The organism is Streptomyces sp. NPDC102437, assembly GCF_044765565.1.
In the GTDB taxonomy this organism is placed as follows: domain Bacteria; phylum Actinomycetota; class Actinomycetes; order Streptomycetales; family Streptomycetaceae; genus Streptomyces.
This window is the reverse complement of the sequence record NZ_JBIWKI010000011.1, coordinates 235,005-258,926: the sequence shown is the minus strand read 5'-3', so window position 1 is coordinate 258,926 and position 23,922 is coordinate 235,005. Positions and strand designations below refer to the sequence as shown.

Here is a 23,922-nt window from a genome sequence, read left to right as displayed (position 1 = left end):
CGGGTGGTCCGTCCGGGCCGGTCGCGGTGGACTGCGACGGGAACCATGGTTAGCGGCGGCCGGGACGAGGGTCAATGATGTGACGTACTACCCCATTACGGAGCAATGTCCGAAATGAAATACTCTGGACCGTTTTCGCGCTGCTTGGGGCGGTACTGTTTCTACTATCCGGCCTAGGATGTGACGTGGCCCCTATGGGTGGCATCACATCCACAGAGCCATTTCGAGGGTTCAGGCGCGGGCGTCCTGTGTATGCCGACCCGTCCACAGGCGTCGGTGCACTTCTCTTGCCGGTGCTAGCGCACGCGCGCTAGCGTGTTGCTGTGCCCAAGACTCAGCTGAACGTGAGAGTGGACGAGGCCACCGCCGAGGCCGCGCGACAGCGCGCGCTGCAGAGGGGGATGAGCGTGAACCGCTACATAGAGGAACTCGTGCGGCAGGACGCGGGCGAGGTCGGCCACACCTTCGTCGAAGCCGCCGCCGACTTCATGAAGCAGTACGAGTCGGTGTTCGCCGAAGAGTTCGGCCCGGAGCGCAAAGGCACGCGTTGAACCTCCGGATCGACCTTTCCTGGCTGCTCATGGTGGCCGAGCACAAGACGCCCGGTGACCCGCAGGTGGTCGACTGGGGTGCCCTCGTGGCCGCCGTGGCCCGTCATGAGGCCGAGATCTTCGGCAGCCCCGTCTACAGCGACCCGCATTCCCGGGCCGCCGCGCTCCTGCAGTTGCTGCTCCATGTCCCCGCGCTCGAACACTCCAACGCGATGTTCTCCTCGGCCGTCGCGTACGGCTATCTCGTCGCCTCCGGACTCAAGGTCGTCACCTCGCCCGAGCAGGTGCGTGACCTGGCCCGGCTGGTGAAGGAGGGCAAGGCCGACGTCCGGGCCATCGCCGACGAACTCCGCCAGTGGAGCCTGTGACCGTCCCGGCAGTGGAGCCCGCGACAGCCCCGCGCAGGTGGAGCCGGGGACAACCCCGGCAGTGGCGCCCGTGACCGTCCCGGCAGTGGAGCGGAGACCGTGGCCCTCCCGGCGGCACGGCGGTGGACCGATCCGCGTACGAGGGCGGACCAGCGCGTCAGGCCGCCATGTCCGGGCGGCGCGCCACACCCAGCACACACGTCGACGTGGGCAGCCGGATTCCCCACTCCGGCATCCTGACCCTGCGGTACGTCTCCACCACGAATCCGGCCCTCTCGATTGCGCCCAGGGTGTCGCGCCCCGTATGGCAACCGCCCGTCATCAGCGGCCAGACCGTACGGTCCAGCGCTTGCTGCGTCACCGCCATGGCCCGGTCGTCGGCCCGCACATGCTCGAAGAAGCGCAGCTCACCGCCGGGCCGCAGCACCCGCACGATCTCTGCGAGCGAACGCTCCACATTGCGTACGCTGCACAGCACCAGCGAGGCGACCGCCCCGTCGAACGCCTCGCTCTTCACCGGCAGCGCCTCCGCCGCGCCCGGCACCACATCCACCGGGAGCCCGGCACGCAGCGCCGACCGCACCGCCAGCCGCCGCAGACTGCGCTCCGGTTCGATGGCCACCACCTCCGACACCGCGGGCGGGTAGTGCGCGAAGTTCAGGCCATTGCCCGCACCTATCTCGATGACCCGGCCGGACATGCCGGCCAACAGCTCCGAGCGCACCGCGGCCAGCCCCGCCTTGGTCTCCGCGACCACGCTCATCCGGGCGTAGAACCGGGCGAAGACGGGGTGGTGCACCGCGTCCTGTGGGATTCGCGTGCTGCGCAGACGCATGACGGACCTCCTCGACCGGGCGCTCCTGCAGAAAGTGCGGCTATTTAGATTCTCCCCCGTCCCGCGCCGCTCATCCGCTCATCCGGCAGGCCGATTCCCGCCCAGCTCCGCCGCGAGCCAACTCCCGGCCCGCGCACGGAAGTCGGCGGGCTCCAGCGCTCCCGCACTGGCTGGGACCGCACCCAGCAGCGGGGCGCCCGCCACCACGGGGAGATCCGCCAGATTGCAGCGCGAAGCGAGATCCGGCTCGGCGGGCATGCTGCCCACCACCACGCCGAGGCACCCCAGTCCCCGGGCCCGCAGCGCCTCCGCGGTCAGCGCGGTGGTGTTGAGCGTGCCCAGACCGGCGGGTGTCACGACCAGTACCGGCGCGTCCAGCAGCCGGGCGGCGTCGGCAAGGGTCGAACCCTCGTCGTCGAACCGTACGAGCAGGCCCCCCGCACCCTCGATCAGCACCAGATCGTGTTCGGTCGCCAGCTTCTGCGCCGCGTCGGCGATCTCGTACGGCCGCACCGGCGGGAGACCAGCCCTGCGGGCGGCCGTGGCGGGCGCCAACGGCTCGGGAAACCGGGCCAGTTCGACCGCGGTGACATGACCCCCCGCCAACCGTGCCACCTCTGCGGCATCACCGGGCTCGCCGGGGGCCAGCCCCGTCTGCGCCGGCTTGAGCACCGCGACGCCACGGTCCGCGCACGCCGCCGCCACGGCCGCCGTCACGATTGTCTTGCCGATCTCCGTGCCAGTCCCCGTCACCACCAGAATCGTCATCTCAGCCCTCTCGCGCAGCCGCGCACACGGCGCGGCAGATCCGTGCCACATCCTCGTCAGCGGTCACATACGGCGGCATCGTGTAGACGAGGTCGCGGAACGGCCGCAGCCACACCCCTTCCCGTACCGCCGCCCGGGTCGCGGCCGCCATGTCCACGTCGTGATCGAGCTGTACGACGCCGATCGCGCCCAGCACCCGCACGTCCCGTACCCCGGGCAGTTCCGACGCCGGGGCGAGACCCTCCCGCAGCCCCGTGCCGATCCGCTTCACCTCCCGCTCCCAGTCCTGGCCGAGCAGCAGATCGACGGAGGCGCACGCCACCGCGGCAGCGAGCGGATTGCCCATGAACGTCGGTCCGTGCGCGAGCACCGGCACCTCGCCGCTGGAGATGCCCTCCGCCACCCGGGAGGTGCACAGGGTCGCCGCCATCGTCAGATAGCCGCCGGTCAGTGCCTTGCCCACACACATGACGTCGGGGGAGACCCCCGCATGCCCGGCGGCGAACAGCTTCCCGGTGCGGCCGAAGCCCGTGGCGATCTCGTCGAACACCAGCAGCACCTCGTGCTCGTCGCACGCCTCGCGCAGCACCCGCAGATACGCGGGGGAGTGGAACCGCATCCCGCCCGCACCCTGCACCACCGGCTCCACGATCACCGCGGCCAGCCGGTCGGCGTGCTCGGCAATCAGCTCACGCAGATGCCGTACGTACGCTGCGTCCGGTTCCGTGTCGAAACCGGCCGGGGGCTCGTCCGCGAAGACCTGGCGGGGCAGCACCCCCGACCACAGCTCGTGCATGCCGCCCTCGGGGTCGCAGACCGACATCGGCTGCCAGGTGTCCCCGTGATAGCCGCCGCGCCAGGTGAGCAGCCGCTGCTTGGCGGGCCGCCCGGCCGAGCGCCAGTACTGCAGGCACATCTTGACCGCGACCTCGACGGAGACCGACCCCGAGTCGGAGAGGAAGACGTGCCGCAGCGGCTCCGGAGCGATCTCGACCAGCCGGGTGGCCAGCCGCACGGCGGGTTCATGGGTGAGTCCGCCGAACATCACATGGCTCATCCGGCCCAGTTGATCACGGGCAGCCTCGTTGAGCACCGGATGGTTGTAGCCGTGCACCGCCGACCACCAGGACGACATGCCGTCGACCAACTCGCTCTGCCCGTGGGCCGGTTCGGCCAGCCTCAGCCGCACCCCGGACGCGGACTCCACGACCAGCGGCTCCTGACGTCCCGGCATTGGGCCGTACGGATGCCAGACGTGGGCCCGGTCCAGGGTCCGCAGCTCTGCCGGGGAGAGGGCCTCAGGCATTGGGGGCGAGATCCGTTCCGGCGCCCCGACGGCGCACCGCCACCAGGTCCGTGCGCGCCGCCGGCACCTCCTGGGCATCGGGCGCGGTCTCCCCAGGCGCGTCACCGCACGGGGCGCAGCCGCCGTCGTGCGAACCGCAGCCGCGGCCGGACTCCGCACGGTGCGCGGGCAGCGTCGTCGTGCCCGCCCCCTCCACCTCGAAACCGGCGTCCGCGATCATGTCCAGGTCCGCCTGACCCGCCTGCCCCTCGCTGGTGAGGTAGTCGCCCAGGAAGATCGAGTTGACCAGATGCAGGGCCAGCGGCTGCATCGAGCGCAGATGGACCTCGCGCCCGCCCGCGAGCCGTACCTCCACGTCCGGGCAGACGAACCGGACCATCGCCAGAATCCGCAGACAGCGCTGCGGGGTGAGGTTCCACTCCTTGGCCAGCGGGGTTCCCTCGAACGGGATCAGGAAGTTCACCGGCACCGAGTCGGGGTCCAGTTCGCGCAGCGAGAAGACGACATCGACCAGGTCGGCGTCGCTCTCGCCCATCCCGGCGATCAGCCCGGAACACGCCGAGAGCCCGGCGGCCTGCGCCTGCTGGACGGTCTCCACCCGGTCCGCGTACGTGTGGGTGGTGGTGATGTCCCCGTACGTCCCCTCGGACGTGTTGAGGTTGTGGTTGTACGCGTCGGCACCCGACGAACGCAGCCGGTCGGCCTGCCCGTCGGAGAGCAGACCGAGGCAGGCGCACACCTCGACGCCCTCGTTCTGTTCCTTGATCGCCTCGATGGTCTCCGACACCCGGTCGACATCGCGGTCCGTCGGACCGCGGCCGCTCGCCACCAGACAGACCCGCTTGGCACCGCCCGCCACCCCGGCGGCGGCGGCCTTCGACGCCTCGTCCGGTTTCAGCCAGGTGTACTTGAGGATCCCGGCCTTGGAGCCGAGCCGCTGCGAGCAGTACGAGCAGTCCTCGGGGCAGAGACCGGACTTGAGGTTGACCAGATAGTTCAGCTTCACACGCCGCCCGAACCACTGACGGCGTACCTTTCCGGCCGCGGCCACCACTTCGAGCAGATCGTCGTCGGAGGTCGCCAGTACGGCGAGGGCTTCTTCGCGGGTCGGCAGCTCGCGCCGCAGCCCCTTGTCCACCAGCGTGTTCAGGAGGTCCATGGTCAAGATCCTGGCCTACGGCACGGCCCGCAGCCAAGGAGGAACCGGACAACAGAGCCGGCCGAGGGTGTGTGTATTGCCACACCATGACCTGTTGCAACCACGGTTAGGGTCTGTGAGCTGCCTACAAAAGGGACTGCTCATGCCCTTCGACCCGTTCGACTGGATCGACACCGAGGCGCGCCGCCGCGCGGACGCCGGACTCGTCCGGACCCTGCGCCCCCGGCCCCTCGCGTCCGGACTCCTGGACCTCGCCAGCAATGACTATCTGGGCCTCACGCGACACCCCGACGTCACCGCCGCCGCCGCCGAGGCCGCGCGCGCGTGGGGTGCGGGCGCGACAGGATCGCGACTGGTCACCGGCTCCACCGCACTGCACGCTGAACTCGAAAGCGAACTGGCCGAATTCTGCGGTTTCGAAGCGGCCCTGGTGCTGTCATCGGGTTACGCGGCCAACCTCGCGGCCGTCACGGCGCTCACCGGCCATGGCTCGCTCATCGTCTCCGACGCGGGCAACCACGCCTCGATCGTGGACGGTTGCCGACTCTCCCGCGCCGGAACCGCCGTCGTTCCGCATGCCGACCCCGAGGCCGTGCGCAAGGCCCTGCAGGCGCACGGAGGACGAGCACTGGCCGTCACCGACTCGGTCTTCTCGGTCGACGGCGACGCGGCACCGCTGCCCGAACTGGCCGGAGTGTGCCGGGCCGAGGGCGCCGCACTGCTCGTCGACGACGCACACGGCCTGGGCGTGCTGGGGGACGGCGGCCGAGGGGCGCTCGCCGCCGCCGGTCTCGCGGGCGGCGACGGAATCGTCACCACGCTCACCCTCTCCAAGTCCCTGGGCAGCCAGGGGGGAGCGGTCCTCGGTCCGGCCCGGGTCATCGAACACCTCGTCAACACGGCCCGGACCTTCATCTTCGACACCGGCCTCGCCCCGGCCGCGGTCGGGGCCGCCCTCGGAAGCCTGCGGCTGCTGCGCCGGGAACCGGAACGGGCCACCCGGGCCCGCGCGGTCGCCTCGGCGCTGTACGAGCAGCTCACCGCGGCCGGCCTGACCGCCGTGCGACCGGACGCCGCCGTGGTCTCGGTGCGCGCCCCCTCGGCGGACGCGGCGGTCCGGTGGGCGGCCGACTGCCGTGCCGCCGGAATCGCGGTGGGCTGTTTCCGGCCCCCGTCGGTGCCGGACGGGGTGTCCCGGCTGCGGCTGACGGCTCGGGCCGACCTGACCGAGGAGCAGATCGCCACCGCCGTTTCGGTCGTGCGGCGGACCTCTCCCGTCGGCTGAACCGGCGAGGTCCGGACCTCGCCTGTCAGCCGACCGGAGAGGTCCGGACCGCTTCCGTCAGCCTCTCGACCGCTCCCGTCAGCCGGCCTGCCCCAGGCCGACGACGAACGAGGTCCAGGCCGCTGCGGAGAACCGCAGGGGTGATCTGGACACGTCCTTGGAGTCCCGCACGGCCAGCCGCCCGTCACCGAACGGTGCGGCCTCCACACAGTTGTTCATACCCGTGCTGCGGCTGCTGCGCCGCCACCGTAAGCCGTGCTGTGCGAGGCAATCCGACATGACGCCCCCCTCGGGCGGTCCGGGGTCACTGACCGTCGCGGTCGATCGCGGCGATGAGGTCCAACGAGTGCTCCGGCGACAGCGCGTGAGCCTGCATCGTGCGGAAGGCCGAGCTGTACGCCTCAAGGTCTTCTTTCCGCTCCAGGTAGAGGCTACTCGTCAAATGGTCGAGAACAATCACATCCAGATCAGAAGTGCTCGGAAATGAGAAGATAACGAAAGGCCCGGTGAGGCCGGCGTAGGCACCCATCGAGAACGGCAGCAACTGAAGCTGCACATGGGGTAGTTGGGCCACCCGGGTCAGATGGCGCAGCTGCTCCCGCATAACCCGGCAGCCGCCGACCTCGCGCCGCAGCACCGCCTCGTCGAGCACCGCGCTCAGCCGCAGCGGCGGATCGGTCCGCAGCACCCCCTGCCTGGCGAGCCGCACCTCCACCAGGGAGTCCAGCTGGCCGGCCGGCAGCCCGTCCAGCGAGGCCCGGGTCACCGCACGTGCGTAGTCGGCCGTCTGCAGCAGCCCCGGCACCACCGAGGTCTCCAGCGTGCACGCGGTCCGCGCCTGGGACTCCAGACTGATGAAGTCGCGGTACTGGGGCGGGATCAGACCGCGATAGGCATGCCACCATCCGGTGCCGCCGCCACCCGCCGAACCCGCCAGCGCGGCAAGGAGATCCCGCAACTGGGGGTCGTCCACTCCGTAGGCGTCCAGCAGCCGGGTCACATCGGCCGGCTGCACCCCGCTCACCCCGGTCTCGATCCGGCTCACTTTCGACTGGTGCCAGCCGAGCATCCGCGCCGCGTCCCGACTGGTCAGTCCCGACGCGTGGCGCAGACTCCGGAGCTCCTCCCCGAGCTTGCGGCGTCGAACCGCAGGGCCGTGCTGCATGCGTGGCCTCCCTCCCTCTTCTGCCGAGCGGACAGTGTGCCGTCCGCATACGGTCTTGCGTGGCAGGGTTCACCGCTTCGAGCGACAGATATATGCATGTCTTGGTGGAACGCCGTCCCAGAGGGCAGCATCGATGGCAATCTGGCGCGAAGCGCAACCTGTACCGATCGCAGGTCGGTTCGGGTGGGAATGGGACGGCTCTCCATGGCAGACCATCAGGAAGCAAACGTCACTCTGCCGAGCGAGCCGGTCTCGGTCTCGGCAGTCCGCAGGTACATGGCCCGGGGGCTCACCGAATTGGGTCTGGCCGCCGAAACCGACTTCGCCGACAGTATCCAGCTCATCGTCTCGGAGCTCGCGACCAATGCTGTCCAGCACACCTTCGGGCAGTCGCCCACGTTCACCGTGGACCTCCGGCTGGAGCGGGAGGAGCAGTTGCACGTCGGGGTGACGGACAGTCACCCCCGCTGGCCCAGGCGGCTGCCCGCCGCCGTCCAGCAGGACAACGGCCGCGGCATGGTGATCATCCGCTGTCTGACCAAGGAATGCGGCGGCCGGCTCACCGTCACACCCACCGCCGAGGGCGGCAAGACGGTGTGGATCGCGCTTCCGTGGAGCATCCCCGTGCAGAGCTGACCGACGCGCTCACCCCGCTTCGCCGCCCGGCCGCGCCGAGCCCGCCCTCCCGAACCCGCTGCGCAACAGGGCCTGGAGCGTCGCCGCCGCGGCGCTCGCCCGGTCACCGCGGTGCACCACCGAGATCGTCCGCCGGAAGGAAGCGGGATCCAGCCGCCGCACGGACAGGGGCGTGGGCGACATCGCGGCGACCATCTCCGGGACGACCGCCATCCCGATGCCCGCACTGACCAGCGCGCACACCAGCGCATAGCCGGGCGACTCACAGACCACGGCGGGTGTCGCCCCGGCCTCGGCCAGGGCCTGCTCCACCCCGCGTCGCGGCGGATGCGTGGGCGCGCTGCTGATCAGCGGCCGGCCCGCCAGTTCGGTCACCGGCAGTCTCCCACTGCCCTCGGACAGCATCTGGCCGACCGCCGTGATCAGCACCAGCTCCTCGACCAGCAGTGGTTCGGCGAAGACCCCGGCGGGCCAGGGCGTCGCGGCGGCCGGCTCGTACACATGGGTCAGCGCCAGATCGACCTCGCCGGCGGCCACCGCCGCCACCCCCTGGGGCGGTTCGTACTCGGTGACCGCCAGCTCCACATCCGGGTGGGCACGCCGGAAGGCGCTCAGCACCGGCGGCAGCAGATGGATGCCCGCCGTGGTGAACGTGCCGACCCGCAGGCGTCCGCCGGACAGTCCGGAGAGGCGGGCCAGCTCATGGCGGGCCTGGTCCATCTCGTCGAGGACGCGCCGGGCGCGTCCGGCCAGCAGTTCGCCCGCGGCCGTGAGCCGGGCGCCTCGGTGGTGACGTACCAGCAGCGAGGCGCCCGCCTCCCGCTCCAGCTTGGCGAGCTGCTGGGAAAGGGCCGGCGCGGTGTAGCCCAGGCGTGCGGCGGCCCGGGTGATCGATCCGGCCTCCGCGACCGCCACCAGCGCCGCCAGCCGTGTCGGGTCATACATTAAGCGTTCCTTTTGGCAGACCCAGAAGATTGCAAGTACACGCTAATGGCTCAGTCGGGTCAGGGTGGACCCATGGACGCACAACTCATCGCCTTCGTCGGGGTCGCCGCAGGAATGGTCGCGCTGCCGGGCGCGGACTTCACCGTCGTCGTACGCAACGCGCTCGCCTCCCGGAGCGCGGGGGTGGCCAGCGCGCTGGGCGTGGCCGGCGGCCTGCTGGTGCACACCGCCCTGGCTGTCGCCGGGCTCGCCGCGGTGCTCGTGGCGGTGCCCGCCCTGTTGCGTACCGTCCAGCTGCTCGGCGGGGTCTACGTCCTGTACCTCGGCATCAGCGCCCTGCGCGCGGCCCGGCGCCGCGCCCCGGGCGGGGACGGTCCCGAGGACCGGCCCGCGGACCGGGGACGCGTGCGGGCGCTGCGGCAGGGCTTCCTGACCAATGCGCTCAATCCCAAGGCGCCGGTGCTCTTCCTGAGCCTGCTGCCGCAGTTCGTCCCCGACGGCCAGCCGCCGCTGCCCAGGACCCTGCTGCTTGCGGCGATCGTCGTCGCGATGGCGCTGGTCTGGTTCCCGGCCGTGGCGCTGCTCGTGGACCGGCTGGGGCGGTGGCTGCGCCGGCCGCGTACCGCGCGCGCCATCGAGGGCGGCAGCGGCGCGGCGCTCACCGCGCTGGGGCTGGTGCTGGTGACCGGCCCGCTGCCGCACTGAGCGCGGGAGCGGCCGGCGGCCCCGGCCCGCCGGACGGGCCCTTCCTCAGCGGACCCGGCCGTAGTAGACGCTCTTGGTCCAGATCTTCTCCAACCGCACCACGGAGCCGGTCCTCGGCGAGTGCCAGATCTTTCCCTTACCGGCGTAGATCCCCACGTGGTAGACGCTGCGGCCGTAGTGGAAGAAGACCAGATCGCCGCGTTTGCGGTGCGAGGCCGAGATGTGCCGCGTCCGGTTGTACTGCTGCTGGGCTGTGCGGGGGAGCTTCTTGCCCGCCTTCTTGAACGAGTAGAGCGTCAGCCCCGAGCAGTCGAAGCGGTTGGGTCCGGTGGCCCCCCAACCGTAGGGCGCCCCCCTCTTCGATGCCGCGATCTTGAGCGCCTTCATCGGCAGCGTCGCCGCCTGGGCTTGCGTCGCGGCGCCGGGGGCGAACATGGTGCCGCCGACGGCGGCGAGTGTGAGAACCGAGGCCGTACCGGCCCGGACGAGCAGAGACGGGACATGAACCTGCGCACTCATGCGCAACCCTTCGTCAGCCGCCTGTGAAGGATGACCTGTCGGGTTCGGGCTGGCGAAGTTGCCCGGCCGCGTTCGGCGGCTTCACCCCGAGGGTCGACCGGTGTTCAGGTCGACCCGTTGTGCTCGGGTCCTCCACTCCTGCCGATCCACTTCTGTCGACCAGGCATCCGGACGGCGGCAGGACTCGGCGTCCGCCCGGACCGCCCCGCCGTGGTGGCGGGGGCTTGTCGTCCCAGGGATCTTGACTCACCGGCTGCCGGATTTCCGAGCCGAAACGGGGATATGTGAGGCTCCTCACGACTGATCCGTTCGAGTGGCCCCGATGAACTTTGACGCTCCGTCGGTGATCCGGAAGGGGTTCGTACCAGGCACGGAAGGCTGGATTCCGCTCACTGTCCACGCGTGAAACGCAAGTTGAGTGGTCCCTCGGGAGGGGGACTTCCTACGCCGAACGAGCGAGGATTTTCGGTGAGGCCGTCGGGCGTGTCGAGTACGGGAGTTGGGTGAAGGGCCGCCGGACGGCGAGGCAGGGGGAGTTGGGCGGGCCCCGCCGGCGACAGGCAGGCGCGGGATTCGGTCAACTGCCCGGCGCAGGGGGTACGGTGACGCGTCCGGCCCGCCGTTCCCCGTCCAGCACGCGCAGCGCCCGAGCGAGTGTGGCGGCGTGGATGTGTGCCTCGCCGCGCTCGTGCATCAACGCGAGGGCGTCCCGCAGCGCCCGTGACCGCGCCACGAGTGCCTGTGCGGCGCGCAGTGCGCCGTAGGTGTCGCTGCCTCGGACCGGGTTGATCCGGCCTACCTGGTCGAGGACTTCGAGGTAGTGGTCGATGAACTCCCCCTCGGCGCGGGTCAGTGCGGGAAGGGGCGGGAACTCCGGTGGCCGCATTGGGCGTTCACCTCGCGCCGTGCGGCGGGAGCGAGGAATTCCGGTTCTCCAGGACGTGGTCCACCAGCCCGTACGCCATTGCGCCCGCCGCGTCGAGGATGAGGTCGCGTTCGGTGTCGGCGGTGATCTGCCCCTCGGTGCGGCCCGTGTGACGGACCAACAGAGCGGTGAGCATCGCGCGGACCCGCTCCAGTTCCCCCGCCTCGATCTCCAGGTCGGACGGCCGGCCCCGCACCGGCTCGGCGAGCTCGGGCTGCCGCACGATGACCCGCGCGCCGGGCAGTGCGTACCGCCGGCCGGGAGCGCCCGCGGCGAGCAGCGCGGAGGCGCAGGAACCGGCCTGGCCGAGACAGTAGGTCTCCACCTCGCAATCGAGGTACTGCATCGTGTCGTAGATCGCGGACATGGCCCCGAACGAGCCGCCGGGCGAGTTGATGTAGAGCGATACGGGCCGGTCCGGGGCGTCGTGCTCCAGATACATGAGCTGCGCGATCAGATCGCCGGCCGCGGTGTCGTCCACCGGGGTGCCGAGGAAGACGATCCGTTCGGAGAGCAGCTTGGAGTACGGGTCGAGGGTGCGGGTCCCGCTGGATGTGCGCTCGGTGAACTCGGGCAGCACGTGACGGGCGGTGGGACGGAACAGCATGGCGATGCCTTTCCTCCGGGGTCTGTCCAGGCGTTGCAGGGGGCCGCAGCGGCTTCCGTAGAAAATGTACAGGACGTACAGACGGCTAGGATGGGAGTGTGATCCTGGTGATCCACTAAAATCCCAGGTCAGAGGTTGTTTTGACTGTTCGCCGAGGGCGGATTCTTGGTAAGTGCCCACGCGGCAGTCATATTTGGCGTAGCTCGGCTGGCTCCCCGCCGTCGCGCACGGCGCGGACCTGTTGGGCGCCTTCGGGCTCCATCCGGAGGTCGAGCCGAAGGAGATGCTCGCGCTGGCGGCGGAGCGGCTCGTGGTTCCGACCGACGAGCTCTTCGCCCAACAGGAGGACGACCGGCTCGCCCAGGGCGTCGCCCGCACGCTCACCCGGCCGGAACTGTCCGAGGCGGAGGCCGTCGGCTGGCTGGACGCGATCGAGAGGGACTTCGCCGCCGGCCGGCGCGGCGCCCCCACCGTGGCCGCGCACACCTCCAACGCCATACGCACGCTGCGGACGCTGTACCTCCTCGCCGGCACCGGTGTCCGGATCGCCGGCTCCCCCACCCCGGGCGCCCGCGGAGGCGCTGAAGCGGCGTCTGACAGAGGTGCCGGCCCTGACCTTCCAGGGGGCGTGACGGGCGGGTGCCACCGCGTGGTGAGGCACGTATCCGGGAGACGCGTCTCATCGGCAGGCGCCCGACGGCCAACCAGAAAGGTCAACGAGTTACCGAACCCGCATCGGGCGGGCCGATCACACGAACGGCTGGTGAACCCGGATACCCCCGTAGGCTCAGCGGGCCAGGCGGCCCAGCAGCGAACCGGCGGCGACGATGCCGACCAGTGCCGCGAAAGCGAGGACCGCGAGGTCGAGGCCGAGGTGGGCCTGGGTGCCGATGAGCAGCCCGCGCAGGGCGTCGACCTCGTAGCTCAGCGGGTTCACCCGGCTGACGGCCTGGAGCCAGCCAGGCATGAGGGCGACCGGGTAGAGCGCGTTGGAGGCGAAGAAGAGCGGCATCGTGATGGCCTGGCCGATGCCCATCAGCCGGTCGCGGGTGAGGACGATCCCGGCGATCGACATCGACAGGCAGGAGAAGAACGCCGAGGCGAGCACGACGACCACGACGACGCCGAGCAGCCGCAACGGGTTCCATGTCATGCCGACACCGATCAGCGCGGCGATCACGATGACGACCGCGGCCTGGATCACTGCTTTCACCCCGGCGGCAAAGGCCTTGCCGGTCACCAGGGCGGTCCGCGGCGTCGGTGTGACCATGAGTTTGGTGAGGACGCCGGAGTCCCGTTCCCAGATGATCATGATTCCGTAGAAGATCGCGATGAACATAGCGGACTGGGCGATGATGCCGGGCGCGAGGAAGTCGAGATAGGGAACGCCGCCGGTGGGGATGGCGTGGATGCGTGAGAACGTCACGCCGAAGATCAGCAGCCAGAGCGCGGGCTGCACGGCGCGGGTGTAGATCTCGGTGCTGTCGTGGCGCAGCTTCTGCATTTCGACCACGCACATCGCGGTGACCCGCGCGGGTGTGACGCGCCAGCCGGTTCGGGGCGGTGGCGGGGTCAGCAGCAGCGCGAAGCGCTGATCCAGCGGGCCGGACTCAGCCGAGGCGGGATGCGGTGCGACGGGTACGGCGGACATCTCGGAACGCTCCTCTCCCCTCGTTCTCCGCGGCGGAACCGGGGCCGTTCAGAGCGCTTCCGGAGTGGTATCGGAAGACGTCCTCCAAGGACGGTGGCGGAAGCTCCGTCTCGCCCGATTCTCTTCGGTGGGAGACGAGTTCGCCCTTGAGCTGGGCAGGGGTGCCGAGCGCGCGGAGTCGGCCGAGGTGCATCAGCGCGAGCCGGTCGCAGCGCTGGTCGGCCTCGTCCATTGAGTGGGTGGTGACCAGCACCGTCATGCCGGTGCCGACCCGTATTTCGGTGATGCGGTCCCAGACGCTGTCGCGCGCGATCGGGTCCAGGCCGATGGTCGGCTCGTCCAAGATCATCAGCCGGGGCGCGCTGACCAGTGCCTGCGCGAGTTCGAGGCGGCGGACCATGCCGCCGGAGTACGTGGCGGTGAGCCGGTGCGCGACATCGCCGAGTCCGACCGCGTCCAGGGCCTGGGAGACCCGCGCGGCGCGCTCGCGGCGGGGTACGTCGAACACGCGGGCGAAGAGCTGGACGTTCTCCTGGCCGGTGAGGCTCGCGTCGGCCGACAGCTGCTGCGGTACGTAGCCGAGCAGGCGCCGCACCGCCATCTTGTGCCGAGCCGCGTCATGGCCGAACACCTCGATGACGCCGGGCGGCACGGGCAGGAGCGTGGTGATCGCGCGCATCGTGGTGGTCTTGCCCGCGCCGTTGGGCCCCAGGAGGCCGAACACCTCCCCCTCGTCGACCAGCAGGTCCAGGCCGTCGACGGCCTTCGTGTCACCGAAGCTGTAGCTCAGTCCGGTGCAGTTGAGGGCGGGGGCGGTTTCTGTGGTCACGCGGTCTCATCCCCGTGGCTTCGCAGTGAGGCGGCGAGTCTGTGCAGGGCCGGGAGTGCGGCGGTGAGTGCTGCCTGGTCGGCCGCGTCGAGTCCGGCCAGGTGTTCCCGGAACAGCGCCTCGCGACGGGCGTGCCAGTCGCTCAGCTTCCCGACCCCCGCCGGGGTCGGATACAGCAGCGCGGCCCTCCTGTCTCCGGGGTCCATCTCCCGTCGCAGCAGTCCTTCGGTGGCGAGGTGGTTCACGAGGGTGCTGACCGAGTTGGGCGCGAGACAGAGGCGATGCGCGGCTGTGCAGACGCGGATGCCGGGTTCCGCGGCCACCAACCGCAGGAGTTCGGCGTGCGCCCCGCGCAGCCGGGGCGCCGACTGGCCGCTCCACAGCCTTCGCCGGGCGAGCCTCTGGACACGGGGCAGAAGTCCGGCGAGCTCATCAGGTAGATCACCTGCCGCCATCTGGCCATTTTAGCTCTGTATGGGACCTAATGTGTGCTGTCCCCGGTGCAGGGCAGCGGGGCCGCCGTCCCCCGGTGAGCGGGAGGCGACGGCCCCGGTTCCGGGGAACGCGGGAGGCGACGGCCCCGGTTCCGGGGAACTCCGGCGTGCACCCTGCCTCAGCGCGTACGCCCGCCGCCTGCGACCTCGCCAAGGGAGCGGCTACCAGGGGCGATCAGGCGTCCGACGACGTGGCCAGGCGCGCGACTGCGGCATCGGCGGTGCCGTGCTCGGTTCGGACATTCTGATCGTCAAGTACGGGAGCCGTAAGGAATTCGGTTCCGTGGGGGACATCGATTACGTCGCTCTGCTGAAGGTGGCCCCGTTTCGACCAAGTCCTCGTCGGTCTCGGTGATCTGCTGGGAGGTTCCTGAACCGCCCTAGCAGCGACCGAGGATCGGTTCCCGCGTCTGGTCGGCCTGTACCTGCCCTGCTGTGCATACCTGGCCGCGTCCGGTGACGAATCCCGAGGGCCTTCGCCCGGAGCCTGGAGGCGGTGGTTTCTCCAGCCGGGACCGCAGCCCCCGGCCCGGTACGTTCGCCCTGCCGATGGCGGAGAAGGCGTTGATCCTGGAAGTGAGACGCCCACCTGCTATCCACGCCTCTTCGAATTGCGGGACGGGTCTCGCACGAAGTCCGTCCTTCTGCCAAGGAGGCCGTCGGGTGATCACAACAGTTCGGCTGTTGGGTCGGCATCTGTCACGCTCGGCCAGACCAGGCCCCCCGCGCGATGCGCCCAAGCCGTCGGCGCCTTCGCCGGGTTTTCCCTGGTCTCGCTGGCTGCTGCCCATCGCTACGTTGGTCCTGCTGATCGTGGTGCTGGTTCGAACTTCTCTACCCCAGGGAAGCGCTTCATTGCCGTACAGCGAGTTCGTGGGCAGGGTCAGCGTCGGTCAGGTCAAGACGGTCGACATTGACGGCAAGGGCGCCATCGAGGGAACTCTCAAGGACGGAAAGAAATTCACCACGCAAATACCCACCGCTTTGGACAACAGCCGTCTGGAGCAGCAGTTGCAGTCCAAGAACGTGGAGATCACCGCGTCCCAGAGCAGTAGCGGCAGCCCCTTCGGGACCCTGCTCGTGCTGCTCCTGCCGCTGCTGCTCATCGTCGCTCTGCTCATGTGGACCGGCCGCCAGGCAGCAAGGTCACTGGGCGGGGGGCTCAGTGCCATCGGGCGGGCCCGCGCCAAGATCATCGAGACCGAGCGGCCGACCACCCGCTTTGAGGACGTCGCGGGCTATGGGGGTGTCAAGCAAGAGATCAGCGAGATCGTCGACTTCTTGCGCAGCCCCGAGCGCTACGCGGTCGCAGGAGCCAAGGGTCCACGTGGTGTGATCATGGTGGGCCCGCCAGGCACCGGGAAGACGCTCATCGCCCGCGCGGTGGCGGGTGAGGCGGAGGTCCCGTTCCTGTCGGTGACAGGCTCCGCGTTCGTGGAGATGTTCGTTGGTGTCGGGGCCTCCCGGGTGCGCGATCTGTTCTCCGAGGCGCGCAAACGGGCCCCCTCGATCATCTTCATCGACGAGATCGACGCCGTCGGCAGCCGTCGTAGCGGGGCTGCCCGGCTGGGCGGCAACGACGAACGCGAGCAGACCCTCAACCAGCTCCTCGCAGAAATGGACGGCTTCGACCAGGCCAGCGGCATCGTCGTCCTGGCGGCGACCAACAGGCCCGAGGCCCTCGACCCGGCGCTGTTGCGCCCCGGCCGCTTCGACCGGCACGTGACCGTACCGCTGCCCAACCAGACTGAGCGGGCGGCCATCCTGGCTGTCCACGCCCGCGGCAAGACCCTGGCACCGGACGTCGACTGGGACACCATCGCCCGGGCCACGCCCGGCTTCTCCGGCGCTGACCTCGCCAATCTGGTCAACGAAGCCGCCATCAATGCCGTCCGGGCAGGGGGCGCCGTCATCGACGCCCAGGGTCTCGACGACGCCCGCGACCGGCTGCTGCTGGGGCGGCGGGAGTCCACCAACGCCCTGCTGCCGGAAGAACGGCAGTCGGTGGCCGTCCACGAATCCGGACACGCGCTCACGGCGGCCCTGTGCGACCACGCCGACCCGGTTGCCAAGGTCACCATCCTCCCCTCCGGGCCTTCGCTGGGTGCCACTGAGCAACTCCCGGAGGCCGAACGGCACCTGTACAGCGAGGGCTATCTGACCGACCTGCTGACTGTCCGGCTGGGCGGCCGCGCGGCCGAACTGGTCGTCTTCGGCGAGGGCTCGACGGGCGCCGCCGACGACCTGGCCGGTGCCACCCAGCTCGCCGTCCGCATGGTTCGGGAGTTCGGCCTGTCCCCGGCCCTCGGCCCCATCGGATACGGCCCCGGAGCCCCTCGCCACCTCGGTGGCGAGAGCACCGAAGACACACTGCACCGGCCCTATTCCGAGCAGACCCAACGCATCGTCGACGAGGAAACCGCCCGACTGCTGCGGCAAGCCGAAAAGCGCGCTGTGGCTCTGCTGCGCGACCATCGGGAGGCACTGGACACGCTTGCCGGTCTGCTCACCATCCGCGAGACCGTCGACGGATCTGTGGTCCTCGACGTGCTCCAGCAGCAACGGCGGCCGGACGGCCATCACGCTGCGGCGAAAGGGAAGCCGACGCCTTCCGGGTGACCTTCGAAGGTGATCGCAAACGAGAAGGAGCCGACCATGGAGGAGCGACAGCCAGGGGTGGTCCACGACGGGGTGGACATCTCGCTGATGGTGGGGGAGGGCGAGGTGAACCTGGTCGTGTCCGACAACGGTGTGGGCATGCCCGGTCACGGCGGTTCCCGGAGCGGGCTCGACAACCTCGCACGGCGCGCCGAGAGACTCGGTGGGGGGTGAGTGTGGGGGAGTCCACGCAGGGCGGCACCCGGCTGGGCTGGCGGGTGCCGCTGCGACTGTCCTGATGCCGCACCGGTGTTTCGACGAGCCGTACGGTCAGGTCGGATGGCGCTCGACATCGGGTAGGGAGGCTTCCGAGGCGTGCGCGGCGATCACGGCCGCCTGGATACGGCGCTCCACACCGAGCTTGGCCAGCAGACGGGAGATGTGGTTCTTGACCGTCTTCTCCGAGAGGTAGAGGCGCTTGCCGATCTGGCTGTTGGTCAGGCCTTCGCCGATCAGCGCGAGGACGTCCTTCTCCCTCGGGGACAGCGCCGCCAGCGCGTCGTCCTCCTCGGAGCCGGAACCGGGCTGCTCCTCGCGCAGGCTGTTCATCAGCCGTGCCGTCGTGGACGGATCGAGGGTCGAGCGCCCGGAAGCCAGTGTGCGGACGGCGGTGACGAGGTCCGAGCCCTTGATCTCCTTCAGTACGTAGCCGGCCGCGCCGGCCATGATGGCGTCGAGCAGTGCGTCGTCGTCGTCGAACGAGGTGAGCATCAGGCAGGCCAGTTCCGGCATCCGAGAGCGCAGCTCACGGCAGACCGTGATCCCGTCGCCGTCCGGCAGCCGCACATCGAGAATCGCGACGTCGGGGCGGAGAGCCGGACCGCGGGCCAGCGCGTGATCGGCTGTGCCGGCGTCGCCGACGACTTCGATGTCGGGTTCCGCGTCGAGCAGATCCTGGACGCCGCGCCTGACCACCTCGTGGTCGTCCAGCAGGAACACGCGGATCGGCCTCTGCGCCGAGAACCCCGTGTCGTCGCTCATGGTGGCCCTCCTCGGCTCCAGGGTTGCCCGGCCCCGTCTCGTCATCGTGAGTTCGTACAAGCGGAACACACCAGGGGTCGAACGGTCCCGTTCTCCGGTCCGTTCAGCCCTCGGGAGCGTCGGCCCGCAGCCGTACGGCCGCAGCAGCCGATTCCGTTCCATCGTGTGGTGCCGGGGCCGCCCGGCGCTTGGGCCGACCGGCCTGGTTCCCCGACCCGCCCAGCCCATGCTGCGGGCCGCACGAGGCGCACAGGATGGTGGCATCCGCTCCGGCCGGCGGGCTTCGCCACGCGCCGCGGGCAAGGGGCGGTGGAGCAGGGGAATGAGGCCGGATCATGACTGAACGCGTGCCCCCTGGGTCCGGAGCCGGCCGGGGACCCGGCGGGTCCGGAACCCCAGGGCTGCCGGTCCGCGCCTCGGACCGGATTCAGCGCTGGGGCAGGGTGATCCTTGTTCTGGTCTTCCTGCTGGCGGCACCCCTCGCATCGGCCGCCACGGGCCATGCGGTGCACGATGCGGAGACCCGTCGTGCCGCGGCCCTCTCCGACACGACGAGAGTCGAGGCCCGGCTCGTCTCCGACGCCGGCGGCCCCGCTGTGGATGCCAGAGCGCGGTCGCTGGTGCGCGCCGCAGTCAGGTGGACACAGCCCGACGGCCGGGGGCGGACGGCGGTGGTCAGCGTCTGGGCCGGCAGCCCGGCCGGGACCGAGGTCCCCATCTGGACCACCGCTCAAGGTGAGGCCACCAGCCGGGGACCCGCCACACCCGGAGAGGCCGTCGCGTCCGCATGGATGACGGCAGCGGTGACGTTCGCACTGGCGACGGGAGTGTTCGTCGCAGTGTGGACGGTCTTCACGAAGTTGGTGGACACCATCAGGTGCAGAGGGTGGGAGAAGGAATGGGACAAGGTGGAAGCCGAGCTTTCCGAGCAGTTCCGAGAACGCTAGCGGATCGGCACGCGTGACTCCGAGGAGGGACCATGGACAGCACGCGATCGAGCGTGACCACGCGGGGACCGGTCGGGGTCGGCACCGATGGCTCCGACCATGCGACGCGGGCGGTGCGGTGGGCCGCGGCGAGGCAGCTGCGCCTAGCCAGCCACTGCGGATCGTGTACGCGACCGCGAGGGGCCACGTGGGACCGGCCCGCGACGGCGAGACTCACGGAACCCAGGAGCATGCCGACGATCCGGCCGCGCCCACGCGAGCCGAGGGCGACCAGGGCCGCCTCATGGCTCTCGCGCACCAGCGCGTGCACCGGATCCTCGGGCTGTACGTCGGCAACTACCCGCCTCTCTGCGTGGAGGCGATGTACACGTTTCTGCGCGGACGCGACGAGATGCTCGGCGAGGACCTGCTCGGCCGGACGCCCGGTGTCGAAGGTGGGACGCATGCCTTCGTGCCGAAAACCGGGTCGCGCAGGACCCGGCGCAGATCCGGCCATTCGAGGGGCTGAGTCGCGAACGACGTGGACACATGATGGAGCGTGGCAGTGAGCAGAACCCGCTCCAGGGCCTGCCCGGCACGCAGCCAGTCCGCCGGGCGGTCGCCCGGAGCGCTCAGCAGAGCCGGCTGAGGCCGGGCTGCTGCTCCGCCTCCCGCGCCGGATCACCTCGGTCGTTCCCCTCGGCGCCGCGGATCAGCCCGAGTACGGTCTCCAGGTGGATCGGGGTCCGGTTCTGCCTCGGACATCGCCGACCTCTTCCTCGGTGGAGGCAGCGTCTTCACCATCACATGCCCCAGCCGGGGTGGCAGGGGCCGGAAAGGTCATGGTGGGGACCGACCGGCCCATGTGGAGCGGGCCCGCGCCAGGTCAGCCTGAGGGAGAACCTCACCGGGGCACAGCAAGAGGGGCGGCATCGTGAAGGCACTCGTTTTCCAGGGCCCGGGACAGATCGCGTGGCAGGACGTTCCGGACCCCGTGGTCAAGGACGCCGCCGACGCGGTGATCCGCGTCGATGTCGTCACCATCTGCGGGACCGACCTGCACATCATCAAGGGCGACGTGCCCGAGGTGGCCCCCGGCCGGGTGCTGGGGCACGAAGCCGTCGGCACAGTGGTCGAGGCAGGGACCGACGTCCGTACGGTCCGGCCCGGTGACCGGGTCCTGATCTCGTGCATATCCGCGTGCGGCCGGTGCCGCTTCTGCCGTGAGGGCCGCTACGGGCAGTGCCGCGGCGGGGGTGGCTGGGTGCTCGGCCACACGATCGACGGCACCCAGGCCGAATACGTACGGGTACCTTTTGCCGACTTGTCCGTGCACCCTTTGCAGGCCGCTGTCGACAGCCATGACGGTGTGCTGCTCGCCGACATCTTCCCGACCGCCTACGAGGTCGGGGTGCTGAACGGCGGAGTACGGCCCGGCGACACCGTCGTCGTGGTCGGTGCGGGCCCCATCGGGCTCGCCGCCATCGTCGGCGCCCGCCTCTACAGCCCCGGGCGAATCATCGCCGTCGACCTCGCCGGGTCCCGGCTGGCCGCCGCGCGCTTGCTGGGCGCGGATGCGACGGCGGGCGCGGCCGAGGAACCCGGGCAACTCGTCGACGACCTCACCGACGGTCTCGGCGCCGATGTCGTCATCGAAGCCGTCGGCGTGCCCGAAGCCTTCGAGATGTGCACCCGCATGGTCCGGCCGGGAGGCCGCGTCGCGAACATCGGCGTCCACGGGAGGCCGGCGACGCTCCACCTCGAAGATCTGTGGAGCAGGGACATCACCATCACCACGGGGCTGGTCGACACGTACTCCACGCCCATGCTGCTGGGTCTGCTGGCCGCCGGACGGCTGCCTTCGTCCTCGCTGATCACCCACCGTTTCGAGCTCGGGCAGATGGAGGAGGCATATGACGTGTTCTCCCGTGCCGCGGACACCGGTGCGCTCAAGGTGACACTGGGAGGACCGCAGTACAACGAGATCATCGCCCCGGCTCAGCCATGAGCACACTGGCCACCTGGGACTTCAACGGTTACGACCCCAAGACGGAGCGGACGGTCGAAGCCCTGTGCACGCTCGGCAACGGCAGATTCGCCACCAGGGGCTCCGCGCCCGAGTCGTGTGCCGACGCGGTCCACTATCCCGGCACCTACGCGGCCGGGTGCTACGACCGCCTCTTCTCGGAGATCGCGGGAGAACGGGTCGGCAACGAGGACATGGTCGACCTGCCCGACTGGACACGCCTGCGCTACCGCTGCCTGCCGGACGACGGGCCGGCGGGGGACTGGCTCACCACCGATGCCCCGAGCCTGCGGCGCCACAAGGTCTCGCTCGATCTGCGAGGCGGTGTCCTCACCCGCCATCTTTTCTTCCAGGACGGGCACGGTCGCCGACTCGGTGTCACCCACGCGAGACTCGTCCACATGGGGGACCCGTACCTCGCCGTCCAGAGAACCACCTTTCACGGGTACGGCTGGAGCGGGGCCGTCGAGGTCGAGTCCGTCATCGACGGTGACGTCACCAACTGCGGTGTCGAGCGGTACCGGGGGCTGGACGGACGCCATCTCACCGGTCACCGGGCCGGAGCCGGAGCGGACGGCGTGGCCTGGCTCTCCTGCCGGACCCGTTCGTCCCGGATCCGGATCGCCGTCGCCGTGCGTACGTCGTCGCGGCCCCTGGTGGCGGTGGCATCGAGCTGCACCGGGACCGGAACGGTCCACAGCTTCAGGCTGCCGGTCTCCCGCGGGCATTCCGCCGCCGTGGTGAAGTGCGCGGCGCTGTACACATCGCTGGACCGCCCTTCGGGCGACCCGCTGCAGCTCGCCGTCGAGCACGCGTCGCAGTCGGCGTCCTTCGAGGTGCTGCTGGCCTCCCACCGGGCGGCCTGGGAGCGCCTGTGGAGCCAGGGCGAGTTGACGGTGCCCGGCGAAGCGGGGCGCATCCTTCGGCTCCACCTCTTCCACGTCCTGCAGACGCTGTCCCCGCACACGGCCGAGCTGGACGTCGGAGTGCCTGCCAGGGGACTGCACGGCGAGGCGTACCGAGGGCATGTCTTCTGGGACGAGTTGTTCGTGCTGCCCTGCATCACCCTGCACTTCCCGGAAGTGGCGCGGGGCCTTCTCATGTACCGCCACCGTCGTCTGCCGGCGGCCCGCAGCGCGGCTCGCCGGGCGGGTCTGCGCGGGGCGATGTTCCCCTGGCAGAGCGGTGGTTCGGGCGCCGAAGAGACACAGACGCTGCACCTCAACCCCCGCTCGGGCCGCTGGCTGCCCGACCACTCGCACCTGCAGCACCACGTCGGATCGGCCATCGCCTGGAACGTGTGGCGGTACGGGCAGAGCACCGGCGACACCGGATTCGTCCAGGGACCGGGGGCGGAGCTGTTGCTCGACATCGCCGGCTACTGGGGCGCTTCGGCCACCTACGACCCCGGTCATGAGCGCTACCGCATCCGCGGTGTGGTGGGCCCGGACGAATACCACGACGCCTACCCCGGCGCCACTGCTCCCGGGATCGACGACAACGCGTACACCAACGTGAGCGCGGCCTGGGTGCTCGCACGCGCACTGGAGGTGTTCGGCGGGCTCCCCGAGGCCCGTCGACGGGAGCTGGCCGAGCGACTCGGTCTGGACGACGGGACGCTGAGCCGCTGGGAGGACATCTCCCGTCGGCTGTACGTGCCGTTCCACGGCGGTGTGATCAGCCAGTTCGAGGGCTATGGCGAGCTGGCCGAACTGGACTGGGACGCCTACCGCTCCCGCTACCGCGACATCCGTCGGCTCGACCGGATCCTGGAGTCCGAGGGGGACTCGGTCAATCGCTATCAGGCATCCAAGCAGGCCGACACACTCATGCTCGGCTATCTCTTCCGCCCTGCCGAGCTGCGGTCCCTGTTCGACCGTCTCGGGTACCGGCTCGACGACGAAGTGTGGCGCGCGACGATCGGCTACTACCTGGAGCGCACCAGCCATGGTTCGACCCTGAGCAGCCTGGTGCACGGCTGGGTGCTCGCGCGGGAGCAAGGCCCGGACGCCTGGCGGTACTGCGAGGAAGCCCTGCTCAGCGATGTGGCGGATGTCCAGGGCGGCACCACCGGCGAGGGCATCCACCTCGGTGCCATGGCCGGCACCCTCGATCTCGTCGAACGGGGCGTCGCAGGGCTGGAAGCCGGCCCGGACGGGCTCCGCGTCGACCCCATTCCGCTCAGGAAGGTCCCGCGCTGCATGTTCACGTTCTGTTACCGCGGACACCGGGGCATCCGGGTCCGGCTCCTGCCGGGTCGACTGGGGATCCGCGTGCCCCGCTCGCGACTGGCCTCCCCGCTGACCGTGTGCCTGCCCGGCGAGCGGCTGGTGACCGTGGCCGCAGGTGAGCAGCACTGGTTCCGCCTGCCCACGCCCTGACTCCTCGCCGGACCGGCGCGGTGGGCCGGAACGCGACCCTGAGGTCACGCAGAGCATTTGGCTGCTCGTACTGCGCGCCCATTCCGCCGATCGCTCGGTAGGCCTCTGCGGCCAGCGCCCCAGCGACGACCCCGCCTTCACCGAATTCCTGGTGAGGACCGGCATCGACTCGATCTCGGTGGCGCCGGACAGCTTTGCCTCG

General features: G+C 70.4%; 25 protein-coding genes, 3 pseudogenes and 1 riboswitch. Of the genes and pseudogenes, 12 read left to right on the top strand and 16 right to left on the bottom strand.

All coding sequences use genetic code 11. The features are described from left to right. Nucleotides 1-323: 323 nt before the first annotated feature. Both ACIRJP_RS17045 and ACIRJP_RS17040 read left to right on the top strand, forming a co-directional pair. Nucleotides 324-551, top strand: coding sequence for an antitoxin (locus tag ACIRJP_RS17045; protein WP_093551072.1), 228 nt, complete (start codon nucleotides 324-326; stop codon nucleotides 549-551). Further along, the gene (locus ACIRJP_RS17040; RefSeq protein WP_404174043.1) at nucleotides 548-919 is read left to right on the top strand and encodes a fic family toxin-antitoxin system, toxin component; all 372 of its coding nucleotides are present in this window, start codon (nucleotides 548-550) and stop codon (nucleotides 917-919) included. Before ACIRJP_RS17045 ends, ACIRJP_RS17040 begins: the two co-directional genes overlap by 4 nt. A 157-nt stretch (nucleotides 920-1,076) precedes the next feature. On the opposite strand, the gene ACIRJP_RS17035 is transcribed toward ACIRJP_RS17040, so the two are convergent. The 4 genes from ACIRJP_RS17035 to bioB form a co-directional block, all read right to left on the bottom strand. Then, nucleotides 1,077-1,754, bottom strand: a complete 678-nt coding sequence (locus ACIRJP_RS17035; RefSeq protein WP_404174040.1) for a class I SAM-dependent methyltransferase — start codon at nucleotides 1,752-1,754, stop codon at nucleotides 1,077-1,079. 78 nt (nucleotides 1,755-1,832) lie between these two features. Beyond that, nucleotides 1,833-2,522: a dethiobiotin synthase gene (gene bioD / locus ACIRJP_RS17030; RefSeq protein WP_404174037.1), complete on the bottom strand. Its 690-nt coding sequence runs from the start codon at nucleotides 2,520-2,522 to the stop codon at nucleotides 1,833-1,835. Between the two features lies 1 nt (nucleotide 2,523). Beyond that, nucleotides 2,524-3,828 carry an adenosylmethionine--8-amino-7-oxononanoate transaminase gene (locus ACIRJP_RS17025; RefSeq protein WP_404174034.1) on the bottom strand — a complete coding sequence of 435 codons (1,305 nt, stop codon included), beginning with the start codon at nucleotides 3,826-3,828 and terminating at the stop codon, nucleotides 2,524-2,526. Next, a complete protein-coding gene (gene bioB / locus ACIRJP_RS17020; RefSeq protein WP_404174031.1) occupies nucleotides 3,821-4,987 on the bottom strand; it encodes a biotin synthase BioB in 1,167 nt (388 codons plus the stop codon). The genes ACIRJP_RS17025 and bioB overlap by 8 nt, the downstream gene beginning before the upstream one ends. Nucleotides 4,988-5,129: 142 nt before the next feature. Here bioB and ACIRJP_RS17015 point away from each other — a divergent pair, with 142 nt between their 5' ends. Continuing rightward, nucleotides 5,130-6,272: an 8-amino-7-oxononanoate synthase gene (locus tag ACIRJP_RS17015; protein ID WP_404174029.1), complete on the top strand. Its 1,143-nt coding sequence runs from the start codon at nucleotides 5,130-5,132 to the stop codon at nucleotides 6,270-6,272. Between the two features lie 78 nt (nucleotides 6,273-6,350). Here ACIRJP_RS17015 and ACIRJP_RS17010 read toward each other — a convergent pair whose 3' ends face one another. After that, nucleotides 6,351-6,551, bottom strand: coding sequence for a DUF397 domain-containing protein (locus tag ACIRJP_RS17010; RefSeq protein WP_404174026.1), 201 nt, complete (start codon nucleotides 6,549-6,551; stop codon nucleotides 6,351-6,353). Between the two features lie 25 nt (nucleotides 6,552-6,576). Then, nucleotides 6,577-7,437 carry a helix-turn-helix domain-containing protein gene (locus tag ACIRJP_RS17005; protein WP_404174023.1) on the bottom strand — a complete coding sequence of 287 codons (861 nt, stop codon included), beginning with the start codon at nucleotides 7,435-7,437 and terminating at the stop codon, nucleotides 6,577-6,579. Nucleotides 7,438-7,641: 204 nt separating this feature from the next. Here ACIRJP_RS17005 and ACIRJP_RS17000 point away from each other — a divergent pair, with 204 nt between their 5' ends. Next, entirely contained in the window at nucleotides 7,642-8,073 is a 432-nt protein-coding gene (locus ACIRJP_RS17000; RefSeq protein WP_404174020.1) for an ATP-binding protein, read from the top strand. Nucleotides 8,074-8,082: 9 nt separating this feature from the next. Here ACIRJP_RS17000 and ACIRJP_RS16995 read toward each other — a convergent pair whose 3' ends face one another. After that, nucleotides 8,083-9,018, bottom strand: a complete 936-nt coding sequence (locus ACIRJP_RS16995) for a LysR family transcriptional regulator (RefSeq protein ID WP_404174017.1) — start codon at nucleotides 9,016-9,018, stop codon at nucleotides 8,083-8,085. Nucleotides 9,019-9,090: 72 nt separating this feature from the next. On the opposite strand from ACIRJP_RS16995, the gene ACIRJP_RS16990 reads away from it, so the two are divergent. After that, a complete protein-coding gene (locus ACIRJP_RS16990; RefSeq protein ID WP_404174014.1) occupies nucleotides 9,091-9,723 on the top strand; it encodes a LysE family translocator in 633 nt (210 codons plus the stop codon). Between the two features lie 45 nt (nucleotides 9,724-9,768). Here the strand turns inward: ACIRJP_RS16990 and ACIRJP_RS16985 are convergent, their stop codons facing one another. The 3 genes from ACIRJP_RS16985 to ACIRJP_RS16975 all read right to left on the bottom strand — a co-directional run bounded on the left by ACIRJP_RS16985 (nucleotide 9,769) and on the right by ACIRJP_RS16975 (nucleotide 11,771). Further along, nucleotides 9,769-10,242, bottom strand: coding sequence for a C40 family peptidase (locus ACIRJP_RS16985; protein ID WP_404174011.1), 474 nt, complete (start codon nucleotides 10,240-10,242; stop codon nucleotides 9,769-9,771). A 3-nt stretch (nucleotides 10,243-10,245) separates the two neighbouring features. Then, a riboswitch (cyclic di-AMP (ydaO/yuaA leader) is annotated at nucleotides 10,246-10,418 on the bottom strand. Nucleotides 10,419-10,819: 401 nt separating this feature from the next. Beyond that, nucleotides 10,820-11,128, bottom strand: a complete 309-nt coding sequence (locus tag ACIRJP_RS16980; RefSeq protein WP_404174008.1) for a hypothetical protein — start codon at nucleotides 11,126-11,128, stop codon at nucleotides 10,820-10,822. Nucleotides 11,129-11,135: 7 nt separating this feature from the next. Continuing rightward, entirely contained in the window at nucleotides 11,136-11,771 is a 636-nt protein-coding gene (locus tag ACIRJP_RS16975; RefSeq protein ID WP_404174071.1) for an ATP-dependent Clp protease proteolytic subunit, read from the bottom strand. 220 nt (nucleotides 11,772-11,991) lie between these two features. Here ACIRJP_RS16975 and ACIRJP_RS16970 point away from each other — a divergent pair. Then, nucleotides 11,992-12,285, top strand: a pseudogene (locus tag ACIRJP_RS16970) (DUF2785 domain-containing protein); the annotation flags it as partial. 276 nt (nucleotides 12,286-12,561) lie between these two features. Here ACIRJP_RS16970 and ACIRJP_RS16965 read toward each other — a convergent pair. Genes ACIRJP_RS16965 through ACIRJP_RS16955 form a run of 3 tightly spaced genes read right to left on the bottom strand, consistent with a single transcriptional unit; the run spans nucleotide 12,562 to nucleotide 14,709 of the window. Further along, entirely contained in the window at nucleotides 12,562-13,425 is an 864-nt protein-coding gene (locus ACIRJP_RS16965) for an ABC transporter permease (RefSeq protein ID WP_404174005.1), read from the bottom strand. Further along, nucleotides 13,385-14,254, bottom strand: a complete 870-nt coding sequence (locus ACIRJP_RS16960) for an ABC transporter ATP-binding protein (RefSeq protein ID WP_404174002.1) — start codon at nucleotides 14,252-14,254, stop codon at nucleotides 13,385-13,387. The genes ACIRJP_RS16965 and ACIRJP_RS16960 overlap by 41 nt, the downstream gene beginning before the upstream one ends. Further along, nucleotides 14,251-14,709 (bottom strand): MarR family winged helix-turn-helix transcriptional regulator, encoded by a 459-nt coding sequence (locus ACIRJP_RS16955; protein WP_404173999.1) that lies wholly within the window; start codon nucleotides 14,707-14,709, stop codon nucleotides 14,251-14,253. The genes ACIRJP_RS16960 and ACIRJP_RS16955 overlap by 4 nt, the downstream gene beginning before the upstream one ends. Before the next feature lie 702 nt (nucleotides 14,710-15,411). Between ACIRJP_RS16955 and ftsH the strand changes: the two genes are divergently transcribed. Both ftsH and ACIRJP_RS16945 read left to right on the top strand, forming a co-directional pair. Continuing rightward, entirely contained in the window at nucleotides 15,412-17,367 is a 1,956-nt protein-coding gene (gene ftsH / locus ACIRJP_RS16950) for an ATP-dependent zinc metalloprotease FtsH (protein WP_404173996.1), read from the top strand. Nucleotides 17,368-17,403: 36 nt separating this feature from the next. After that, on the top strand, nucleotides 17,404-17,580 hold the full coding sequence (locus ACIRJP_RS16945) for a hypothetical protein (RefSeq protein ID WP_404173993.1): 177 nt from the start codon (nucleotides 17,404-17,406) through the stop codon (nucleotides 17,578-17,580). Between the two features lie 96 nt (nucleotides 17,581-17,676). Here the strand turns inward: ACIRJP_RS16945 and ACIRJP_RS16940 are convergent, their stop codons facing one another. Continuing rightward, complete coding sequence (locus tag ACIRJP_RS16940; RefSeq protein WP_404173990.1) at nucleotides 17,677-18,387, bottom strand: response regulator; 711 nt, start codon at nucleotides 18,385-18,387, stop codon at nucleotides 17,677-17,679. 335 nt (nucleotides 18,388-18,722) lie between these two features. On the opposite strand from ACIRJP_RS16940, the gene ACIRJP_RS16935 reads away from it, so the two are divergent. Beyond that, nucleotides 18,723-19,334 carry a hypothetical protein gene (locus ACIRJP_RS16935; protein ID WP_404174074.1) on the top strand — a complete coding sequence of 204 codons (612 nt, stop codon included), beginning with the start codon at nucleotides 18,723-18,725 and terminating at the stop codon, nucleotides 19,332-19,334. Here ACIRJP_RS16935 and ACIRJP_RS16930 read toward each other — a convergent pair. Beyond that, the gene (locus ACIRJP_RS16930; protein WP_404173987.1) at nucleotides 19,261-19,779 is read right to left on the bottom strand and encodes a universal stress protein; all 519 of its coding nucleotides are present in this window, start codon (nucleotides 19,777-19,779) and stop codon (nucleotides 19,261-19,263) included. The genes ACIRJP_RS16935 and ACIRJP_RS16930 overlap by 74 nt on opposite strands. Before the next feature lie 17 nt (nucleotides 19,780-19,796). Next, a pseudogene (locus tag ACIRJP_RS16925) lies at nucleotides 19,797-19,967 on the bottom strand (nitroreductase); the annotation flags it as partial. A gap of 280 nt (nucleotides 19,968-20,247) precedes the next feature. Here ACIRJP_RS16925 and ACIRJP_RS16920 point away from each other — a divergent pair. The 3 genes and pseudogenes from ACIRJP_RS16920 to ACIRJP_RS16910 all read left to right on the top strand — a co-directional run. Further along, entirely contained in the window at nucleotides 20,248-21,321 is a 1,074-nt protein-coding gene (locus ACIRJP_RS16920; RefSeq protein WP_404173984.1) for an alcohol dehydrogenase catalytic domain-containing protein, read from the top strand. Beyond that, nucleotides 21,318-23,720 carry a glycoside hydrolase family 65 protein gene (locus ACIRJP_RS16915; protein WP_404173981.1) on the top strand — a complete coding sequence of 801 codons (2,403 nt, stop codon included), beginning with the start codon at nucleotides 21,318-21,320 and terminating at the stop codon, nucleotides 23,718-23,720. Before ACIRJP_RS16920 ends, ACIRJP_RS16915 begins: the two co-directional genes overlap by 4 nt. After that, nucleotides 23,686-23,922: pseudogene (locus ACIRJP_RS16910) on the top strand (putative PEP-binding protein); the annotation flags it as partial. The gene ACIRJP_RS16915 and the pseudogene ACIRJP_RS16910, both read left to right, overlap by 35 nt.

Bases quoted from the DNA above. Each gene is read 5' to 3' on its own strand.
- ACIRJP_RS17035 (WP_404174040.1), bottom strand. From the start codon at position 1,754: ATGCGTCTGCGCAGCACGCGAATCCCACAGGACGCGGTGCACCACCCC.
- bioD (WP_404174037.1), bottom strand. From the start codon at position 2,522: ATGACGATTCTGGTGGTGACGGGGACTGGCACGGAGATCGGCAAGACA.
- ACIRJP_RS17025 (WP_404174034.1), bottom strand. From the start codon at position 3,828: ATGCCTGAGGCCCTCTCCCCGGCAGAGCTGCGGACCCTGGACCGGGCC.
- bioB (WP_404174031.1), bottom strand. From the start codon at position 4,987: ATGGACCTCCTGAACACGCTGGTGGACAAGGGGCTGCGGCGCGAGCTG.
- ACIRJP_RS17015 (WP_404174029.1), top strand. From the start codon at position 5,130: ATGCCCTTCGACCCGTTCGACTGGATCGACACCGAGGCGCGCCGCCGC.
- ACIRJP_RS17010 (WP_404174026.1), bottom strand. From the start codon at position 6,551: ATGTCGGATTGCCTCGCACAGCACGGCTTACGGTGGCGGCGCAGCAGC.
- ACIRJP_RS17005 (WP_404174023.1), bottom strand. From the start codon at position 7,437: ATGCAGCACGGCCCTGCGGTTCGACGCCGCAAGCTCGGGGAGGAGCTC.
- ACIRJP_RS17000 (WP_404174020.1), top strand. From the start codon at position 7,642: ATGGCAGACCATCAGGAAGCAAACGTCACTCTGCCGAGCGAGCCGGTC.
- ACIRJP_RS16995 (WP_404174017.1), bottom strand. From the start codon at position 9,018: ATGTATGACCCGACACGGCTGGCGGCGCTGGTGGCGGTCGCGGAGGCC.
- ACIRJP_RS16990 (WP_404174014.1), top strand. From the start codon at position 9,091: ATGGACGCACAACTCATCGCCTTCGTCGGGGTCGCCGCAGGAATGGTC.
- ACIRJP_RS16985 (WP_404174011.1), bottom strand. From the start codon at position 10,242: ATGAGTGCGCAGGTTCATGTCCCGTCTCTGCTCGTCCGGGCCGGTACG.
- ACIRJP_RS16980 (WP_404174008.1), bottom strand. From the start codon at position 11,128: ATGCGGCCACCGGAGTTCCCGCCCCTTCCCGCACTGACCCGCGCCGAG.
- ACIRJP_RS16965 (WP_404174005.1), bottom strand. From the start codon at position 13,425: ATGTCCGCCGTACCCGTCGCACCGCATCCCGCCTCGGCTGAGTCCGGC.
- ACIRJP_RS16955 (WP_404173999.1), bottom strand. From the start codon at position 14,709: ATGGCGGCAGGTGATCTACCTGATGAGCTCGCCGGACTTCTGCCCCGT.
- ACIRJP_RS16945 (WP_404173993.1), top strand. From the start codon at position 17,404: ATGGAGGAGCGACAGCCAGGGGTGGTCCACGACGGGGTGGACATCTCG.
- ACIRJP_RS16940 (WP_404173990.1), bottom strand. From the start codon at position 18,387: ATGAGCGACGACACGGGGTTCTCGGCGCAGAGGCCGATCCGCGTGTTC.
- ACIRJP_RS16935 (WP_404174074.1), top strand. From the start codon at position 18,723: ATGACTGAACGCGTGCCCCCTGGGTCCGGAGCCGGCCGGGGACCCGGC.
- ACIRJP_RS16930 (WP_404173987.1), bottom strand. From the start codon at position 19,779: ATGCGTCCCACCTTCGACACCGGGCGTCCGGCCGAGCAGGTCCTCGCC.
- ACIRJP_RS16915 (WP_404173981.1), top strand. From the start codon at position 21,318: ATGAGCACACTGGCCACCTGGGACTTCAACGGTTACGACCCCAAGACG.